At 73.3% G+C, this 17284-nt stretch carries 20 protein-coding genes; 3 read left to right on the top strand and 17 right to left on the bottom strand.

From position 1 onward, the window contains the following. Nucleotides 1-4: 4 nt before the first annotated feature. From ACZ6NZ_RS06120 to ACZ6NZ_RS06050, 15 genes are all read right to left on the bottom strand, one after another. Nucleotides 5-745: a class II aldolase/adducin family protein gene (locus ACZ6NZ_RS06120; protein ID WP_465856249.1), complete on the bottom strand. Its 741-nt coding sequence runs from the start codon at nt 743-745 to the stop codon at nt 5-7. After that, entirely contained in the window at nt 742-1431 is a 690-nt protein-coding gene (locus ACZ6NZ_RS06115) for a DsbA family protein (RefSeq protein WP_465856247.1), read from the bottom strand. Before ACZ6NZ_RS06115 ends, ACZ6NZ_RS06120 begins: the two co-directional genes overlap by 4 nt. After that, nucleotides 1428-2363, bottom strand: a complete 936-nt coding sequence (locus ACZ6NZ_RS06110; RefSeq protein WP_465856245.1) for a thioesterase — start codon at nt 2361-2363, stop codon at nt 1428-1430. The genes ACZ6NZ_RS06115 and ACZ6NZ_RS06110 overlap by 4 nt, the downstream gene beginning before the upstream one ends. Before the next feature lie 3 nt (nt 2364-2366). Continuing rightward, complete coding sequence (locus ACZ6NZ_RS06105) at nt 2367-3149, bottom strand: alpha/beta fold hydrolase (protein WP_465856244.1); 783 nt, start codon at nt 3147-3149, stop codon at nt 2367-2369. Beyond that, the gene (locus ACZ6NZ_RS06100; RefSeq protein WP_465856242.1) at nt 3146-3958 is read right to left on the bottom strand and encodes a beta-ketoacyl synthase N-terminal-like domain-containing protein; all 813 of its coding nucleotides are present in this window, start codon (nt 3956-3958) and stop codon (nt 3146-3148) included. Before ACZ6NZ_RS06100 ends, ACZ6NZ_RS06105 begins: the two co-directional genes overlap by 4 nt. Next, complete coding sequence (locus tag ACZ6NZ_RS06095) at nt 3955-5067, bottom strand: beta-ketoacyl synthase N-terminal-like domain-containing protein (protein WP_465856240.1); 1113 nt, start codon at nt 5065-5067, stop codon at nt 3955-3957. The genes ACZ6NZ_RS06100 and ACZ6NZ_RS06095 overlap by 4 nt, the downstream gene beginning before the upstream one ends. Next, entirely contained in the window at nt 5045-6127 is a 1083-nt protein-coding gene (locus ACZ6NZ_RS06090; RefSeq protein ID WP_465856238.1) for a beta-ketoacyl synthase N-terminal-like domain-containing protein, read from the bottom strand. The genes ACZ6NZ_RS06095 and ACZ6NZ_RS06090 overlap by 23 nt, the downstream gene beginning before the upstream one ends. Next, nucleotides 6124-7329: a beta-ketoacyl-[acyl-carrier-protein] synthase family protein gene (locus ACZ6NZ_RS06085; RefSeq protein ID WP_465856236.1), complete on the bottom strand. Its 1206-nt coding sequence runs from the start codon at nt 7327-7329 to the stop codon at nt 6124-6126. Before ACZ6NZ_RS06085 ends, ACZ6NZ_RS06090 begins: the two co-directional genes overlap by 4 nt. 3 nt (nt 7330-7332) lie before the next feature. Continuing rightward, complete coding sequence (locus ACZ6NZ_RS06080; protein WP_366608549.1) at nt 7333-7587, bottom strand: acyl carrier protein; 255 nt, start codon at nt 7585-7587, stop codon at nt 7333-7335. After that, nucleotides 7584-8108: a 3-hydroxyacyl-ACP dehydratase FabZ family protein gene (locus ACZ6NZ_RS06075; protein WP_465856234.1), complete on the bottom strand. Its 525-nt coding sequence runs from the start codon at nt 8106-8108 to the stop codon at nt 7584-7586. The genes ACZ6NZ_RS06080 and ACZ6NZ_RS06075 overlap by 4 nt, the downstream gene beginning before the upstream one ends. Then, nucleotides 8101-8496, bottom strand: a complete 396-nt coding sequence (locus ACZ6NZ_RS06070) for a 3-hydroxyacyl-ACP dehydratase FabZ family protein (RefSeq protein WP_465856232.1) — start codon at nt 8494-8496, stop codon at nt 8101-8103. Before ACZ6NZ_RS06070 ends, ACZ6NZ_RS06075 begins: the two co-directional genes overlap by 8 nt. Then, complete coding sequence (fabG, locus tag ACZ6NZ_RS06065; protein WP_465856230.1) at nt 8493-9233, bottom strand: 3-oxoacyl-[acyl-carrier-protein] reductase; 741 nt, start codon at nt 9231-9233, stop codon at nt 8493-8495. The genes ACZ6NZ_RS06070 and fabG overlap by 4 nt, the downstream gene beginning before the upstream one ends. Nucleotides 9234-9349: 116 nt before the next feature. Beyond that, nucleotides 9350-10540: a CaiB/BaiF CoA transferase family protein gene (locus tag ACZ6NZ_RS06060; RefSeq protein ID WP_465856228.1), complete on the bottom strand. Its 1191-nt coding sequence runs from the start codon at nt 10538-10540 to the stop codon at nt 9350-9352. A gap of 1 nt (nt 10541) precedes the next feature. Beyond that, entirely contained in the window at nt 10542-11696 is a 1155-nt protein-coding gene (locus ACZ6NZ_RS06055) for a steroid 3-ketoacyl-CoA thiolase (protein WP_465857385.1), read from the bottom strand. A gap of 26 nt (nt 11697-11722) precedes the next feature. Continuing rightward, a complete protein-coding gene (locus tag ACZ6NZ_RS06050) occupies nt 11723-11920 on the bottom strand; it encodes a ferredoxin (protein WP_366608554.1) in 198 nt (65 codons plus the stop codon). A 164-nt stretch (nt 11921-12084) separates the two neighbouring features. Here ACZ6NZ_RS06050 and ACZ6NZ_RS06045 point away from each other — a divergent pair, with 164 nt between their 5' ends. Genes ACZ6NZ_RS06045 through ACZ6NZ_RS06035 form a run of 3 tightly spaced genes read left to right on the top strand, consistent with a single transcriptional unit; the run spans nt 12085 to nt 15383 of the window. Beyond that, nucleotides 12085-13236: an acyl-CoA dehydrogenase family protein gene (locus ACZ6NZ_RS06045; RefSeq protein WP_465856226.1), complete on the top strand. Its 1152-nt coding sequence runs from the start codon at nt 12085-12087 to the stop codon at nt 13234-13236. 11 nt (nt 13237-13247) lie between these two features. Beyond that, complete coding sequence (locus tag ACZ6NZ_RS06040; protein WP_465856224.1) at nt 13248-14258, top strand: acyl-CoA dehydrogenase family protein; 1011 nt, start codon at nt 13248-13250, stop codon at nt 14256-14258. Nucleotides 14259-14294: 36 nt separating this feature from the next. Beyond that, complete coding sequence (locus tag ACZ6NZ_RS06035) at nt 14295-15383, top strand: LLM class flavin-dependent oxidoreductase (protein ID WP_465856222.1); 1089 nt, start codon at nt 14295-14297, stop codon at nt 15381-15383. Nucleotides 15384-15445: 62 nt separating this feature from the next. Here the strand turns inward: ACZ6NZ_RS06035 and ACZ6NZ_RS06030 are convergent, their stop codons facing one another. Next, a complete protein-coding gene (locus ACZ6NZ_RS06030; RefSeq protein ID WP_465856220.1) occupies nt 15446-16828 on the bottom strand; it encodes an FAD-dependent oxidoreductase in 1383 nt (460 codons plus the stop codon). 25 nt (nt 16829-16853) lie between these two features. After that, a complete protein-coding gene (locus ACZ6NZ_RS06025) occupies nt 16854-17264 on the bottom strand; it encodes an SgcJ/EcaC family oxidoreductase (RefSeq protein WP_366608559.1) in 411 nt (136 codons plus the stop codon). Between the last annotated feature and the right edge of the window lie 20 nt (nt 17265-17284).

Below are 17284 nucleotides of genomic sequence, written 5' to 3'. Positions count from 1 at the left end.
GCGTCTACTCCTCGATCAGGTCGGGTTGGGCGCGGATGATGTCGTCGTACAGCGGGGAGAAGTTGAGCCGGCCCATGCCCGGCGTGCCCATCACGGCCGCCGTGGCCCGCGCGGCGTCCGGGCGGATGGGCACCGGCCGTCCGGCCGCCTCGGCGAGCAGTTGCACCTGGCAGCTGCGATCCATGGTGATGAACCACCACGCCGCCTCCTGCACGCTCCCGCCGACGGTGAGCAGGCCGTGGTTGCGCAGGATCACCGCCTTGTTGTCGCCGAGCCGGTCGGCGATGTGCTTCGCCTCCTGCGACTCCAGGACCACGCCCTCGAAGCCGTCATAGACCGAGTGGTCCTCGTAGAAGGCGCAGGCGTCCTGGGTGAGCGGGTCGAGCGGCCGGCCGAGGGTGGACCAGGCCCGCCCGTACGTGGAGTGCGTGTGCGCGGCCGCCACCACGTCCGGCCGGGCGGCGTGTACGTGGGAGTGGATCGCGTACCCGGCCGGGTTCACGCTGCCGTCGCCCGCGACCACCGCGCCGGACTCGTCGACCAGCAGCAGGTCGGCGACCCGCACGTGTCCGAAGTGCATGCCGAACGGGTTGATCCAGAAGTGGTCCGGCTCGATCGGGTCGCGGGCGGTGACGTGTCCGCCGGCGCCGTGGTCGAAGCCGAAGCGGGCGAACAGCCGCAGTGTCGCGGCGAGCCGCTGCTTGCGGTGGCGCCGTTCGGCGAGCGGTTCGCGTCGCGTGCTCATCCGCAGCCGCCCGGGGTGTCGAGGTCGTACGGCGGGGTCAGCCGGGCGGACTCGGTGACCGCCGGCCGGTCGTCACCCGCCTGCCACACCTCCAGGAAGGCGTCGACCCGTTCCAGTCCCCAGAACCGGTGCCGCCCCAGCTTCAGGTAGGGGATGCCGAAGATGTCGTCGAGGTACGCGCGGTACAGGCAGTCCACGCCCTCCTCCCGGATGCTCGCCGACTCGGCGGCCAGCACGGCTGTCTCCGGAGCGAACCCGGCCTCCTTGGCCGCACGGCGCACCGTGTCGGGCTGGCAGATGTCCTCACCCCGCCCCCAGCGGGCCTGCGTCAGCGCGTCGTAGAACGCCTCGGCCAGGCCCTCGCGTCGTGCGGCCAGCCAGGCCAGATGCGGCAGCTCCCACCACGGGTCCCGGTCGATCGGCCAGGCCATGGTCAGGTTCTGGCGTTGGGCCAGGCGTTTGGTGTCGAGCAGCATGTAAAGGTGCTTGGCCCGGCTCATCTGCACGTAGTGGAACTCGCCGCCGCGCGCCGCCAGCGCCGCCGTCGACCGCTCGTCCGGGTCCCAGTACGGCTGCAGGTCCAACCTGGTGAACAGATCCGGTACGGCCTCGCGCAACCGCAGTACCGCGAGCCAGCTGTACGGGCTGCGGAACGAGAAGTACAGCCGCGGCGGCCGGGCGCTCACCGTCGATCTCCTCGCAGCGCCGCGACCACCTCGTCGTCGAGCTCGGCCATGCCGCCCGCGCCGGGTCCGGCGGCGATGGCGTAGCCGTGCAGGATCCGCGCCTGCGCCACCTGCACCAGGCGGTCGCCGCGTTGGACGTGGCAGCGCATCCGTCCGTCGAACAGCGTGCCGCGCAGGATGTCGGTGACGGTGAAGACGGTGTGCACGGTCTCCTCCATCCGCGCGGCCTCGACCAGCTGCAGGTGGCTGCGCGACACCACCGGGATCCAGGACCGCTCGGTCAGCAGGCGGCCGACGGAGATGCCGCGGTCGGCGAGGAACCGGTCCACCACCTCCTCCAGGGCGCGCACGAACCCGGAGTGCTGGACCCGGTCGGAGTAGTGGCAGTAGAAGTACGGCGCCCGCCAGGACCACAGGTGTGCTCCCGGCTCCGCGCCCAGCACGTCCTCGGCGGTCTCACCGGGTGCCAACGACCGGTGGTCCGGGTGGCTCACCGTTGTCGCCGTGGCCAGCTCGGGGACCTCCAGGGCATCGAGCCCGCCGGGCGCGCGACGGTGGGTCTCGGCGGTGCGCTCGCGGACGAGCGCGACCCGCACCCGGCCTCGCAGCGCGGTCACCTCCTGTCCGTCCCGCGTCGACACCAGCCGGACGCTCAGCAGGTTGTCCTTGGCCGCGGTGACCTCGGCCCGCACCTCGTCGTCGAGTTCGAGCACGGCGGGCAGTTGCACGGAGCTCTCCACGATCTCCAGGCCGAGACCGTGCCGCAGGTACAGCTCACCGGCGCCGGCGCCCTGGTCGCGCAGCCAGCGCAGCACGCCCTGCTCGACCAGGTAGAGAAAGTGCTTGAAACCGATCCAGGTACGGATGTTGGCGCCCTCGTACCCCGGTTCGGTGTGCACCACTGTGGGTCTTGGTGTGATCGTCACGGTCATTGCTCATCCCGCCGTTCCCATCGTCGCCCGGGCCAGCCGGGCCAGGTCGGCGACCCGGTCGGCGATCTGTTGGGCGTGCCGTACATGGCAGAAGTGGTCGTAGTCGTCGCGCAGGTGCAGGAGGCCGCCCGGCATACCGGCGGCGAGCACCTGCGCCGCCTTCGGGGTCAGCGTGGGATCCGCGCCGCCGGCGAGCACCGCGACCGGCCTGCCCACCGCGTCGAGCGACAGATCGGCGGTCGCCAGGTACTGCTCGAAGACGGTGAGGAACCCGGCCGGTCCCACCCGCTCGATCGCCAGGTCCGTCATCGCCGCCAGCAGCCCGGCGTCGATGCGGGTCGCCCGGCTGCCCATCCGGGCGCGCAGGCCGTCGTGGATGTGCTGCACGAACGTCTCCCGGGAACGGTCGAACAGTGCCCAGGTGACCGGTCCTCCGGGAGGTCGGTACAGGGGGCAGATCAGCGCGACGGCCCGCCCGGCCAGGGGTTCGTCGGCGCAGAGCAGCTGGAGTGCGGCGTTACCGCCGAACGAGTGCGCCACCAGCACGTCCGGGGTCCGGGGCAACGCGGCCAGGCCCGAGCGCAGCCAGTCCGCGGGCGACCGGTGCCGCCACCGGTAGTCGTTGCCGGCACGCCACGGAAGGTCCAGGGCGACCAGACGCCGGCGCGGGCCGAGCCACCCGGCGATGGGTCGCCAGCTCTGCCAGGTGTCCTCCAGCCCGTGCGCGAACGCCACGAGCGGGGCATTCGGTTCACCCTCGTTGAGCACGTGCAGGGGGACGGTCATGACGCACCGCCGAGCACGGCGAACGGCAGGTCGCCGGGATCGCCCACGGCCAGGGCACCGTGTCCCTCGTCGGCCACCAGGTGCGCGGCCAGGGCGAGGGCGACAACGTCGCGGGCGCCGTAGGAGTCACCCCAGTCGTCGACCGGGCCCGACGGCAACGGCTGCGCCGCGGGCAGCGGCGGTCGTGAGTGGACGGCGAGAGGGCCCGGGCGGGCGGTGAGCACGACGCAGGCGGCACCCGCGCGCAGCGGCGGGGCACCGGCGTGCAGCGCCGACGCGATCTCGTCGGCCGGTTCCACGCCGACCAGGACCACCCGGTCGGCGCGGCCCGCCGCCAGCAGCAGCGCGGCGGTGCGCAGGCCGGCCCGCCCGGACCGGGCGCCGGAGCAGATCATCAGATTCGGGCCGCCGAAGCCGAACCACAGCGCCACCGCGCTGGACACCACGTTGCTGGACACGCCCGGCGCGTCGAGCACGCTGACCGCGCGCCCACCCTCCTCGGTGACCGTCCGGGCCACCCGGGCCACGGTCTCGACGTTGCCCAGATTGCTGCAGGCCACCACCGCGGTCGCGGGCAGCGGCGTCGGCATCGGGTGGCGGCCCGGCGGCAGTCCCAGCGCCCGGTGCACGGCGCAGAGCGCAAGCCGCGTCGCGGGGTCCTTGGAGAGCAGGCCCTTGCGACCCAGCAGCGTGGCCGCCCGGTCGGCGGTGGCGGCCTCCGCGCGCGCCCACTGCCCCGTCCCCGCGGCGCTCAGGTCGGCACCGGGCAGGTGGAGGCTCCAACCGGTCGCGTACATGGCGGTGCTCACGACGCCTCCAGCAGGGAGACCGCGTTGACGCCGCCGAACCCGAAGGCGTTCACCTGCACCAGCTGGGGCCGTGACCCGACGAAGTCGCCCACGACGAACCGCAGTCCGGCGCCCTCGGGCAGGACCGTGCGCAGACCGGCCACCGGCGGCACCAGCCCGGTCGCCAGGCAACGGATCGCCACGTCGACGTTGACGAGCGCCGCGGCACCGGAGGTGTGCCCCACCGCGCCCTTGACCGCGGTGATCAGCGGCGTGCCGCCCGCGGCGTCGACCACGGCCCGCAGTGCCCGGCACTCGGCCGGATCGTTGAGCGCGGTGCCGGTGCCGTGCGCGATGACCAGATCGGTCTCCGACGGCTCCCGCCCCGCGCGGGCGTACGCGTCGCGCATGGCGCGGCAGATGCCGTCCACGTCGGGCGCGGTCTCGTGCCGGGCGTCGCAGGACAGGCCGGTGCCGGCGACCCGCGCGAGCGCCGCTCCGGTGGCGTCCGCCGGTTCCACGACCAGCGCCGCCGCGCCGTCGCCGAGCAGCACACCGGTGCGGTCCCGGTCGAACGGGCGGACCCGCGTGGTGGGCGGGTCGCTCACCCGCCCGATCATCGCCAGCATGGAGCGTGTCATGGTGTCGGCGGCGGCGACCACGACGGCGTCGGCGTCGCCCAGGGCCAGCAGGTCCTCGGCCAGGGCGAGGACGTGGCCGCCCGCGCTGCACGCGTTGGACACCGTGATGACGTCGGTGACGCCCGGCAGCACGCGGCGCACCGCATCGGCGAAGTGCAGCTTCGAGCGTGGCGGGCGGACCCCGCTGAGGGCGAACTCCTCGACCGCGCCGAGTTCCCGCAGCCCGGTGCCGACCAGGGCGGTGACCCGGCGGCGGCCGGCGTTCAGCCCGGATGCGGCCACCGCCTCCGCCACGCAGGCCGACAACATCCGGGCGGCGCCGAACGGCGCCGCCCCGGCGGCGTGGTAGCCGTGCGAGACGTTCAGCAGCGCCCCGCCGGGGTGCCGCAACGGTGCCGCGCCGCAGGCGCCGCTGAGCAGCGCCGCGAACGTCCGCTGGCCGTCGCCCAGGCAGGTACGGACGGCGCTACCGGTCACCAGTGCCGGCATCGGCGCACCTCCTCACGACGGCCACGGCCACCGCCCCGTCGGCGTTGCGGGCGGTGAGCAGGGCCGGTCCGGCCGGCTCCGGGTCGGCCAGCCAGACCGCGAGCGCGGCGGCGGACGAGGCCGCGTCGCACTCCCCCAGCAGCCTCTTCGCCGCTACCCGGCGAGGTCGGTGGCGCAGCAGCCCGGCGACCGCGAGGTACTCGTCCCGACCCGCCTCGTCCGCCTCGCCGGTGAGGACCGCGGTGACGTCGGAGGGTGCGACGCCGGCCCGGTCCAGGGCGCGTCGGGCGCAGGCCAGGAGTGCCCGCGCCCCGGTGCCGCCCGGACCGAACCCGGTGGCGGTGACGAGGTCGGCGACCGGGGCGGCGCCGATCCAGGCCGGTGGCCGGGGCGCGGACAGGACGAACACGGCGGCCGCCTCGCCGAGCGGCACCTCGGCCGTCGTGCCGGTGAGGTGTGCGGCCCACGCCCGGTGTGCGGAGAACTCCTCGACGGCACCGGCGAGCATCACGTCGGCGTACCCGCCGGCGAGCACCATCTCGGCGTACCGGACGGCGTTGAGGAAGCCGAGCGCGCCGCCCGCGACGGTGGCGTTGACACCGCGCAGGCCGTGCCGGATAGCGACCTGGCCGGCCGCGCCGTTCATCACGGTGTTCGGGAACAGCATCGGGTTCACCAGGTACGGCTTCTCCTGCACCAGCGTCTCGCGACTGAAGTCGCTGGTGGACCGGAAACTGCCGATCGTGGTGCCGAGCACCACGCCGACGCGACCCCGGTCGGCGTCGGCGGCCAGTTCGGCCGCGCCGAGGGCGTCCTCGCAACAGGCCACCGCCAGACCGGTGGCCCGGTCGTACGTGCTGGTCCCCTTGCGGCCGAGCCGGGCCCGGATGTCGAAGCCCGGTACGACGTGTCCGCGCGGCGACGGAAGCGACTCGGTGGACAGGCCACCGGTGCCGGGGGCGACCGGGGCGTCGGAGCGCGGCAGCGACGCGGTGGCCGCGGACGTGGCCATGCCGGCCGAGGTGAGCGCGGACCAGCCGAACACGCTGACGCCGGTCATGCCACCGCTCCCAGCATCACGATGGCGTTGTTGCCGCCGAAGGCGAACCCGTCGTTCTGCACCACGCGCACGGTGGCGTCGCGGGCCACGTTCGGCACGGGGTCGAGACCCGGCAGCCCCTCGTCGGGATGCTCCCAGTTCACGGTGGGCGGCAGGAAGCCCCGGTCGATCGCCAGCACCCCGGCGATGGCGCCGAACCCGCTCGCCGCGCCCATGGTGTGCCCGATCATCGACTTGATCGAGCTCACCGGCGGCGGCTCGGGCCCGAAGACCTCGAGGATGGCCGCGCCCTCCACCAGGTCGTTGGCGGGTGTGCCGGTGCCGTGCGCGCAGATGTAGTCGACGTCCTCGGGTTTCACCCCGGCGTTGCGGTGCGCCAGCCGGATGCAGTCCGCGATGCTGGGTGTGTGCGGTGCCACCGGATGGTGTGCGTCGCAGTTGCGCCCGTACCCCAGCAGCTCGGCGTAGATCCGCGCGCCGCGGGCGCGGGCGTGCTCGAACGTCTCCAACATCAGCACGGCCCCGCCCTCGCCGGTGAGAATGCCGGAGCGGTCCCGGTCGAACGGGGCGCACGCGTGCTCGGTGAGCGCGCCCAGCCGGAAGAAGCCGGCGTGCGCCCACCGGCACACCGCGTCGGCGCCGCCGGCGAACACCACGTCGGCCTCACCGGCGACGAGCAGGTCGTAGCCGTACCCGATCGCGTAGTTGCTGGCGGAGCAGGCGGTGGCCAGGGTGAGCGACTCACCGGCGAGGCCGAGTTCCTCACTCACCGCGTGCGCGAGCCGGTTCGCCGGTAGCTGCGCCAGCAGGGCCGGGTCCTGGCCGGCGAACCCCTCGGCGAGGATCTGGGCGGTCAGCGCCTCCAGCACCTGTGACTCGCCGCTGGTGGTGCCGATCACCGCGTGGGCGCGTCCGGCGTCGATCCGGTCCGGGTCGAGACCGCCGTCGGCAGCCGCGAGCCGCGCCGCGGTGGCCGCGAACAGGCTGGACCGGCCCCACCGGGACGGGTCCAGCCTGGACAGGTGGTCACCGGGCCGGAACCCGTGCACCTCACCTGCCTTGACGAACGGGAACCCGGAGGTGTCGAAGCTGGTGATCCGGGATATGCCGGATCGCCCGGAGCGCAGCGAGTCGGCGAACGCCGACACACCGACCCCGATGCTCGAAACCGGACCGAGCCCGGTCACCGCGACGCGGACCACGGCTCAGTCCCGGCCGGTGGCGTGCCGGGTCAGGGCGGCGTGCACGGCCTTCAGGTTGCGCAGTTCGGGAAGCTCCGCCTGCGGAATCTCCACCTTGAACTGCTTGTCGATACGGGCCAGGATCTCGATGGCACGCAGCGAGTCCGCCTCGTACTCGTCCATGAAGTCGCCGGTGTCGCTGAGCTCCTCCGGCTCGACCTCCAGCACCTCCGCGACGATCTCGCGAAGCTCCTCCAGCTGCTGTTCCTTGATCGTCATCGCTGTCCTTCCGTGCTGACCGAAACCATTGGATGGGGGTGGGCGACGCCGGACGGCGGGACCGCCGGCCGGGCGACGGGGCGGCGGGTGGCGATGAGGGTGCCCACGGTGGCCACCCGGCGATCGCCGATCCAGGTCTCGCCGTGGGCGAACGCGGTGTCGGCGACCACGGAGTCGAGGTGGACCTCGTGTCGGAGGACGTCACCGGGGTACGCCGAGCCGGCGAAGTGCCAGTCCCGGGCGCCGGCGAACATCAGGACGCCGTCGTCGTCCGGCGGTGGGCTGTCCCCCAGCCAGAGCAGGGCGGCGCTCTGCCCGAACGACTCGATCAACAGCGACCGCGGGTACGCGAACCGCCACGGCTCGGCGTTCTCCGGCAGGTCGGCGTAGCAGGGCTCGGTCGCGCTGACCAGCTTGACCGTCCGGATGTGGCGTCCCGGCTCCAGCGCGAGCACCCGGTCCACCAGCAGCATCGGATGACGTTGCGGGAGAACCGCCCGGATCTCGGCGTGCTCACCCATCGCCGGCTCCGGCGGCGGCGAAGAGGGCACGCAGCTTGGCCGTGGTGGTGCCGTCGGCGCGGTACGCCACCGCGCGCACGTCCCAACCGCCGGGTGACTCCTCGGCCCGTACCTCGAGCGTGAGCGTGTCACCGTCGAGCAGCGGCGCGAGAAACCGCACCGAGCGCAGCTCGGCCAGCTCGGGCGGGCGGTCCCCGGCGGCACCGGCCATCGCCCGGCACAGCGCCTCCACGACGAAGACCCCGGGGAACACCGCCAGGTCGGGAAAGTGGCCGCGCAGGTACGGATCGTCGCCGCGCACGGGGACCCGCACGACGAAGGCCGCCCCGGCGGAGTCCAGGCGCACCAGGTCGGTGTCGCACAACGGGGATGCCACCGCCCGGGTCACAGCGTGATCCCCCCGTCGACCTGGAACACCTGGCCGGTGATGTAGGAGGCGCGTTCGCTGAGCAGGAAGGCGACCAGTTCGGCGACCTCGTCGGCCCGGCCGAACCGCCGTACCGGAATCTGGCCCAGCGCCTGCTGGCGGAGCCGGTCCGGGAGCGCGTCGGTCATCTCGGTCTCGATGAAGCCGGGCGCCACCACGTTGACCCGTACGCCGTGCCGGGCCACCTCCTTGGCCAGCGACTTGCTGAATCCGATGATGCCGGCCTTGCTGGCGGCGTAGGCCGTCTGACCGACGTTGCCGTAGACCCCGGCCACGGACGACATGTTGACGATGGCGCCGCTGCGCTGCTTCATGAAGCGGAACGCCATGGCCCGGCAGACGTTGCGGGTTCCGGTGAGGTTGGTGGCCAGCACGGCGTCCCAGTCGTCCGCGGGGGCCAGCACGAGGGGCGCGTCGCGGGTGATGCCGGCGTTGTTGACGACGAGGTCGAACGTGCCGAGGTGCTCTTCGGCGGCGCGCACGAAGTCCTCGACGGCGGCGGGGTCGGCCACGTCGCAGCGCGCGAAGTAGCACGGCACGCCGAGCACCCGGACGTCCTGTTCGGTACGCCGGGCGGCGTCGCCGCCGGTGTGGTGACAGCCGGCGACGGCGTACCCCTCGCGGGCCAGTCGCAGGGCCACCGCCCGGCCGATGCCGCGCGACGCCCCGGTGATCAGAACCCGGTGCTGTTCGGCCATTTCGCCTCCGTCGTTATTTGCGCGCGAACCATTAACAGCCGCATTGATGAATTGGCCTTAAATGGTGGAGATCGCTACTCGCCTACTTTATCGGCCGACCGGCCGGGGTCCTTCTCTCACGTTGCGACATCACTTTTCAGCTCGTTGCGAATCTCTTCCGAGTCGGCGCCGGGCGCGGGTGCGCCCCGGCGGATCCGGGTCGGGGTACGCGAGAATTTCACCGCCGGACCGACGAGCGGGGCGGTGGTTCCGTCGCTCAGCACGGTGTCCTGGAGCATCCCGCGGGCCCGTACGTGCGGGTCGGCGACCGCCTCGCTCAGCGTTCGGACCGGAGCGGCCACCAGCCCGGCGCCGGTCAGCACGTCGACCGCCTCGGTGACCGGGCGTCCCGCGCACCAGTCGGCCACGACGAGGTTGACCGCGTCGCGGTTGGCGATCCGCTGGTCGCCGGTCCGGAACCCGTCGGCGTCGGCCAGCTCGGGGCGGCCGATCGTGCGGGCCAGCGCCCGCCAGTGCTTGTTCAGCGCCACGACGAGGTAGAGGTGCCCGTCGGCGCACGCGTAGACGTTCGACGGCACCGCGAACGGGGTCTCGTTGCCCTGCCGGGCGGGCGGGTCCCCGGCGGCGGCGAGGGTCGGCAGGCCGCTGCTACCGAACAGCAGAGCGTCCAGCATGGACACGTCGACGTGCTGACCCTCGCCGGACCGGTCCCGATGGGCGAGCGCGGCAAGCGCCCCGATCGCGGCGTGCAGCCCGGCCAACTCGTCGGCGATGAAGGTGGGCGCGCGCACCGGATCGCCGTCGACCGGCCCGTTGAGCGCCATCCAGCCGCCGGCCGCCTGCACCACCGGGTCGTACGCGGGCCGGTCCCGGCCGGGACCGTACTGGCCCCACCCGGAGACGGACACGAACACCACGTCCGGGCGGACGGCACGGCAGTCGGCGTATCCGGCGCCCCACTTGGCCAGCGTGCCCGGTCGGTAGTTCTCGACCACCACGTCGGCCACCCGGACCAGCCGGAGGAACTCGGCGCGACCCTCGGTCGTGCGCAGGTCGAGGGCGAGGCTGCGTTTGTTGCGGTGCACCGTCTGGCGGAACCAGGACACCGAGGTGCCCGGGATCACCGGGGGCACCTCGCCGTCGCGGCCGTGCGCCAGCTCCACCCGGATCACGTCCGCGCCCAGGTCGGCCAGGACGCAGGTGGCCAGCGGCCCGGACCACACCTTCGTCACGTCGAGCACGCGGACGCCGTGCAGCGGCCCGGACAGGTCGGTCCGCGCCTCGGCGTAGAAGTCCTCGGCCCGCATGTCAGAGCCGCTGCAGCAGGGAGGCGGTGCCGAGGGAGCCCCCGCAGCACATGGTGATCAGCGCCGACTCCCGGCCGGAGCGCTCCAGTTCGTGCAGTGCGGTCACCAGCAGCCGGGTGCCGGTGGACCCGAGGGGGTGGCCGAGGGCGATCGCGCCGCCGTTCGGGTTGACGCGATCCGGGTCCGCACCGTACGCCGCCTGCCAGGTGAGCACGACGCCGGCGAACGCCTCGTTGACCTCGTACAGGTCGATGTCGTTGATCTTGCGCCCGGCTCGGGCGAGCAGCCGACCGGTGGCGGCGACCGGGCCATCCAGCAGGTAGTACGGGTCAGCGCCGGTGACCACCTGGTGGCTGATCCGCGCCCGCGGTCGCAGGCCGGCGGCCCGGGCCCGCCCCTGGGACATCCACAACACGGCGGACGCGCCGTCGGAGATCTGCGACGTGGTCCCGGCGGTGTGCACCCCTCCCTCGATGGTCGGCGCCAGCGCGGCCAGCCCTGCGGCGGTCGTGTGGCGCAGCCCCTCGTCGCGCTCGACCAGACGGACCGCACCGGTCGGGGTGCCGTCGCCGTTGAGCACCGGCGCGCGGACCGGCGTGACCTCCTCGGCGAAACGGCCTTCGGCCCAGGCCGCAGCGGCCCGCCGCTGGGACGCCAACCCGTACGCGTCGGCGTCGGCGCGGGTGATGCCCTCACGCCGGGCGATCCGCTCCGCGCCACCGAACTGCGCCTGGGGCGGGTCGTCCCACGGATAGTCGGCGGTCTTGTAGTGCCCGGGGCCCTGGTAGAGGTTCGTGCCGACCGGCACCCGGCTCATCGACTCGACGCCGCAGGCGATGCCGACGTCGATCTCCCCGGCCGCGATCAGCGCGGCCACCAGGTGATTGGCCTGGTGGGCCGACCCGCAGGAAACGTCCACAGTGGTGCAGCCGACGGCCGGGTCGTGCCCGGTGCTAAGCCAGGCGTTGCGGGTGACGTTGAGGCTCTGCTCGCCGGACTGGGTGACGCACCCGCCGATGATCTGTTCCACCTCGGACGGTTCGGTGCCGGTCTGGTCCAGCACCGCCAACAGCACGTGCCGCAGCAGCTCCACCGCCTTGAGACCGGCCAGCGCGCCACCCCGCCGCCCGATCGGCGTACGGGTGGCGGCGACCATGACCGGCAGCCGATCACCGGACGCCGTCACGCGTCGGTCCGCAGGGTGATGGCGAGCTTGGGGCAGCCCCGGGCCGCGATCTCCGTCGCCGGCCACAGTTCGGGCGCCGGGTGCTCCGCGCGGACCCGGAGCACGTCGTCCTCGCCCAACTCGAACACCTCCGGGGCGGCGTCGGCGCACAGGCCGTTGCCGTCACACTGGTCGAAATCGACGATGACGTGCACGAGTGCCTCCCCGGGTCCGTATCCGACGCCATCGTCGCCGCCCGGCCCGTCGGCCCGCATCTTCAAAATTGCCGCCTGGCATTTTCTGTGCCACTTCTTCTCGCACGTTGCGGAATTCGCCGACAAATGGCGACGCCGGCCTGCGTTGGCATTAGCGTGCCTCTATGCGGCTGGACGACAGCGACGAAGAAGGCGAATTCCGGGCCGAGCTGCGCGCCTGGTTGCGCGCGCACGTGCCGGCCCCCTCCGCGGGTCCGCCACAGCCGTGGCCGGAGTCGGAGATGCGGCAGTGGAGCGCCACCCTCGGCAAGGCCGGGTACGCCGGTCTGACGTGGCCTCGGGAGCACGGCGGGCGGGGCCTGCCACCGCTGTACCAGGCGATCCACGCCGAGGAGAGCACGCTGGCCGGCGCCCCGGACCATCTCAACGTGATCGGCCTGCACATGGTCGGTCCCACGCTGATCCGGTACGGCACCGCGACCCAGAAGGCCGTCAACCTCCCGGGGATCCTGTCCGGCGACCTCATCTTCTGCCAGGGTTTCTCGGAGCCGGAGGCTGGCTCGGACCTGGCCGCGGTCCGCACCCGGGCGGAACGGACCGCGCACGGGTGGACGGTCACCGGCGAGAAGGTGTGGTCCTCGTACGCCCATCTCGCCGACCGCTGTCTCCTGCTGGCCCGCACCGAACCCGACGCGCCCAAGCATCGCGGCCTGACCTGCTTCCTGCTCGACATGCGCTCGCCCGGTGTCGAGGTGCGCCCGCTGCGCCAGATCTCCGGTGACACCGACTTCAGCGAGATCGTGCTGACCGGCGTGGAACTGCCCGAGGACAGCGTGGTGGGTGCGCGCGGCGAAGGCTGGAAGGTGGCGCTCACGACTCTCTCGCACGAACGCGGCACGTTCGGCATCACGCTCACCGCTCGCCTGGCGGTGCAACTGGACCGGCTGATTCGTACCGCGCACGCGGTCGGCGCCACCGCCGACCAGGCCGTGCGCCGGGAGATCGCCGATCTGCACGTGCGGCTTCAGGGGCTGCGCTTCACCGGTTACCGGGCGCTCGCGCAGCTGGAACGGGGCGGTGAGCCCGGCCCGGAGAGCTCGGTGCTCAAGCTGCGCTGGTCGCAGACCCACCAGCAGATGTGCCGGCTGGGACTGCGGCTGGTGCAGGGCGACACCGCCGGACACGCCGGGCAGTGGGCGGCGTACTGGCGGCGGGCGCAGCTGCGCAGCCGCGCGAACAGCGTCGAGGGCGGCACCTCGGAGATCCTGCGCGGGATCGTCGCCGAACGTGTTCTCGGCCTGCCTCGGCACCGTTAGGAGCGTGCACCATGGACTTCGCCACCACCACCGCACAGCGGGACCTGGCCGACGCGGCCCGACGCCACCTGAGCGACCGCTTCCCGCCGGCCCGGCTCGCCGCGACGGCGGATCACGGCCTCCTCGATCCGGAGGACTGGACCGCGCTGGACCGGCAGGGCTGGCTGGACGCGGACCTCGGACCGGTGGATCTGGCCCTGCTGGCCGAGGAGAGCGGACGGGCGCTGCTCCCGCAACCCTGGGTCGGCACGGCCGGGTCGGCTCTGCCGGTGTACCAGTCGGCGGGGTTGGCGCTACCCGGACCGGCCGCGCTGGTCGATTCCTCGGACACGTGCGCCGCGCACGACACTCCGGACTGGCGGATCAGCGGGAGCGCGCCCGGCGTGGTCGACGCTCACCTGGCCACGGAGCTGGTGGTGGCCGCCACCACCCGCCAGGGGGTGGCGCTGTTCGGCGTCGCGCCCTCCGAGGTCTCCGTCGCCGAGCGGGACGACATCGACCCGCTGCGCCGGTACGCCACGGTCCGGATGCTGCACGCGCCCGCCCGGTTGCTGGCCGACCCGGCCCGTACCGCCGAACTGCTGCCGGCGCTGCGGTTGCGAAGTGCCATGCTGCTGGCCTGCGAGGCGGTGGGTGTCGCGGACGGCGCCCTGGCCGAAGCCGTGCGGTACGCCGGAATCCGGACCCAGTTCGGCCGGCCGATCGGCTCGTTCCAGGCGGTGGGACACCAACTGGCCGAGGCGTACGCGGAGATCGAGACCGCCCGGTCGCTGGCCTACCGTGCGGCGGTGACGCTGAACGGCGACGGCGACGGCGCCGTCGAGGCGGTGGCCTGTGCCGCCGTTGCCGGTCCGCGCGCAGCCGTGCTGGCCTGCGAGGTGGCCCTACAGGTCTGCGGTGGCATCGCCATGACCTGGGAGTTCGGTCTGCACTTGCGCTACCGGCGGGCGCTGTGGCTGGACGCCCACCGGGTCACCTCCGTGCCACCGCACGACGTGCTCGCGGCCCTGCTGCTGAGCTGACCGCCGGCGCGCACCGCTGAATCGAGAGGACGACAGATGTCGTTGCAGCTGCACTGGTTCCTGCCCACGCACGGGGACGGGCGCGAGGTGGCCCAGCCCTCCTCCGGCCCGCCACCGCCCGGCGCGCGCCGCGACGTCGACCCGGACTACCTGCGTCAGGTCGCCCTCGCGGCGGACCGGTTCGGGTTCACCGGAATGCTCGTGCCCTTCGGCATGTTCTGCGAGGACCCGTGGCTGGTGTCGGCCGCGCTCGCCGCGGACACCCGGCGGATCCGCTTCATGGTGGCGATGCGCCCCGGGCTCATCTCGCCGGTGCTGGCCGCGCAGTCGGCGGCGACCCTGCAACGTCTCTGCGGCGGTCGCCTCCAGCTCAACGTGGTCACCGGCGGCGACGCCGACGAGCAGCGGCGCTACGGCGACTGGTTGTCGCACGACGAACGGTACGCCCGCACCGGCGAGTTCCTCGACGTGTTCCGCCGAGCCTGGACCGGTGAGCGGTTCGACCACACCGGCACGCACTACCGCATCCGGGCGGGCCTGCTCACCCGGCCGTACCCGGTCGCTCCGGAGATCTTCGTCGGCGGCTCCTCCGACGCGGCCCGGGAGGTGGCCGCCGCGCACGCCGACGTGCTGCTGGCCTGGGGCGAGCCACCGGCGGCCATGGCGGAGGCGATGGGCCGGGCCCGCGAACTCGCCGACGCGCACGGACGGACCCTGAGCTTCGGCACCCGCTTCCACGTCATCGCCCGGGACACGTCCGAGCAGGCCTGGAAGGTGGCGCGGCAACTGGTCGACGGCATGGACCCGGCGCGGATCCGGCAGGCGCAGCAGCGCTTCCGATCCACCGAGTCGCAGGGGCAGCAGCGGATGGCGGCGCTGCACGGTGGGCGTACCGACGACCTGGAGGTCTACCCGAACGTCTGGGCCGGGTACGGCCTGGTCCGCCCCGGCGTGGGCACCGCGCTGGTGGGCAGCCACGAGGACGTGGCGGACCGGATCGAGGAATACCACCGGCTCGGCCTGGACCACCTGATCCTGTCGGCGCAGCCGCACCTCGAAGAGGCCTACGTCGTCGGGGAGGGCGTCCTCCCGCTGCTGCGCAAGCGCGGCGTGCTCGCCGGCTGACGCCGGCCCAGAACCCGTCGGTGCCCCGGCCCTGAAAGGGCCGGGGCACCGGGTTTGCGGGATCAGACCTCCGAGGCGGTGCCGACGGCGTCGGGCTGCCACGCCGGCACCTCGGGTGCCGGACGGCGGCTGCGGGTCAGCACCCGGAGCATCATCGCGGGCCGCATCAGGGCCTGTGGCGGCTCGACGAGCCCCGCCACCCGCATGAAGGTCCGCGTCACCTGCGGGTCGCGGGTGGCGGCCGCCTGCATCTTGGCCATGTACGCGTTCGCCATCCGCACCTTGAGCGGTCGCGGGCCCTGCACCTGCGGGAAGCTCAGGTCACCACCCGCCGAGATCTCCCAGGGCACGTCGGTGACCGCGGACACGGCCTGTTGGAAGTCGGTCGGCCGGGGTGCCGTGCCGCCGGCCAGGTGGTCGCGCAGCGTCAGCGCCTCCAACGCCGCCACTGTCATGCCCTGACCGTAAACCGGGTTGAAGCTGCACGCCGCGTCGCCGAGGACCAGGAAGCCGTCCGGCAGCCGGGACAACCGCTCGTAGTGGCGACGGACGCTGGCCGGGTACCGCAGGGACACCGGCTCGTCCAACGGCTCGGCGTCCTGGATGGCCTGGTAGATGTCCGGAACCGGCAGCGACTTGACGAACTCCAGGAAGCCGGCCGGGTCGGCCGGCGCGCTGTCGCCGAGCACCCCGGTCAGAGAGACGATGCACCGACCGCCGTCGATGCGGGACAGGAACGCGCCACGCGGGTGCGACGGCGACGACACCGGGTTGATCGACAGGTCGCCCTTGAGAACGTCGTCCGAGGCCAGCCGATAGAGGCGGGTCGTGTAGGTCAGGTCGATCCGGATCCGGTCCTCGTCCGGCCGGCTGTACCCCAGTTCCTCCAGCCAGACCGGGGTACGCGACCCGCGGCCGGTGGCGTCGACCACCAGGTCCGCGGTGATCGTCTCCTCGGCCGTGCCGTCGCGCCCCTGCACCCGCACCCCGGTGACCCGCCGGCGGTCCCCGGTGGTGGTCAGCCCGACGATGTCGCGCTCCTCGGCGAAGCGTACGGCCGCAAGCTCGGCCACCCGTTCGCGCACCAGCCGCTCCAGCACGGGACGGGCGGCGGACACGCAGGTCAGACCGGTGCTGGCCGGTGCCAGCGGGCGCCCGTTGAAGAACCATCGCAGCTCGCCCAGGTCGCCGGTCGGCACCCCGGCGGCCACCGCCTCCGCCGTGAATCCGGGGAACAGCTCGTCCAGGATCTGCTGGCCCCGGGCGAGCAGGCCGTGCACGTGCCGGCCCTGTGACACGCCACGTCGGGCGGTGGAGACGCCGGTGAGCCGGTCGCGGTCGACGATGACCACCTCGGCGTACGCGTCGGCCAGTACCCGCGCCGCCAGCAGGCCCGCCATGCTGCCGCCGAGAACGACGGCACGCTCTCCCACCTGTGCGCTCACGGCTGCCCCTTCCTGGCCTGGTTGCTCACGACTCGCCGCGCGGACTGTTCTGGTAAGCCGCCAGCAACCACTCGCCGTCGCGCTCGACGAGGATCCAGGACGCCCGGATGGCCCGGGCCGGCGACACGTCCTCGGAGCCGGGCTCCAGGACACCGCCCTCGGTCGTCAGCACCGCGACGCCGGGCGCGATCAGGCGGGCGTCGACCGGCGTGCCGGTGACCCGGGTGCCCTTGAGCTGGCCCTGGAACGCCTGCTCCATGTAGCCGCGGATCTTGTCCCGGCCACGGCAGAACACCCCGGGCAGGATCATGGTCGCGTCATCGGTGAACGTGCGGGCGAACGCGTCGGCGTCGTGCTCCGCCCACGCGGCGACGATGTGCCGCGGTACCGCGGCCACGGCGGCCTGAGCGTCGGCGTTGAAGGTGCTCGTGGTCATTCTGGTGTCCTTTCTCGGCG

The organism is Micromonospora sp. NPDC047756 (assembly GCF_055587245.1).
This window is presented reverse-complemented; position numbering and strand designations above follow the sequence as displayed.

Bases quoted from the DNA above. Each gene is read 5' to 3' on its own strand.
- ACZ6NZ_RS06055 (WP_465857385.1), bottom strand. From the start codon at position 11,696: ATGGTCGCCGCCACCCGTACGCCGATCGGGCGGCGGGGTGGCGCGCTG.
- ACZ6NZ_RS06105 (WP_465856244.1), bottom strand. From the start codon at position 3,149: ATGACCGTCCCCCTGCACGTGCTCAACGAGGGTGAACCGAATGCCCCG.
- ACZ6NZ_RS06045 (WP_465856226.1), top strand. From the start codon at position 12,085: ATGCGGCTGGACGACAGCGACGAAGAAGGCGAATTCCGGGCCGAGCTG.
- ACZ6NZ_RS06110 (WP_465856245.1), bottom strand. From the start codon at position 2,363: ATGACCGTGACGATCACACCAAGACCCACAGTGGTGCACACCGAACCG.
- ACZ6NZ_RS06060 (WP_465856228.1), bottom strand. From the start codon at position 10,540: ATGCGGGCCGAGGACTTCTACGCCGAGGCGCGGACCGACCTGTCCGGG.
- ACZ6NZ_RS06120 (WP_465856249.1), bottom strand. From the start codon at position 745: ATGAGCACGCGACGCGAACCGCTCGCCGAACGGCGCCACCGCAAGCAG.
- ACZ6NZ_RS06040 (WP_465856224.1), top strand. From the start codon at position 13,248: ATGGACTTCGCCACCACCACCGCACAGCGGGACCTGGCCGACGCGGCC.
- ACZ6NZ_RS06095 (WP_465856240.1), bottom strand. From the start codon at position 5,067: ATGCCGGCACTGGTGACCGGTAGCGCCGTCCGTACCTGCCTGGGCGAC.
- ACZ6NZ_RS06035 (WP_465856222.1), top strand. From the start codon at position 14,295: ATGTCGTTGCAGCTGCACTGGTTCCTGCCCACGCACGGGGACGGGCGC.
- ACZ6NZ_RS06080 (WP_366608549.1), bottom strand. From the start codon at position 7,587: ATGACGATCAAGGAACAGCAGCTGGAGGAGCTTCGCGAGATCGTCGCG.
- ACZ6NZ_RS06075 (WP_465856234.1), bottom strand. From the start codon at position 8,108: ATGGGTGAGCACGCCGAGATCCGGGCGGTTCTCCCGCAACGTCATCCG.
- ACZ6NZ_RS06025 (WP_366608559.1), bottom strand. From the start codon at position 17,264: ATGACCACGAGCACCTTCAACGCCGACGCTCAGGCCGCCGTGGCCGCG.
- ACZ6NZ_RS06090 (WP_465856238.1), bottom strand. From the start codon at position 6,127: ATGACCGGCGTCAGCGTGTTCGGCTGGTCCGCGCTCACCTCGGCCGGC.
- fabG (WP_465856230.1), bottom strand. From the start codon at position 9,233: ATGGCCGAACAGCACCGGGTTCTGATCACCGGGGCGTCGCGCGGCATC.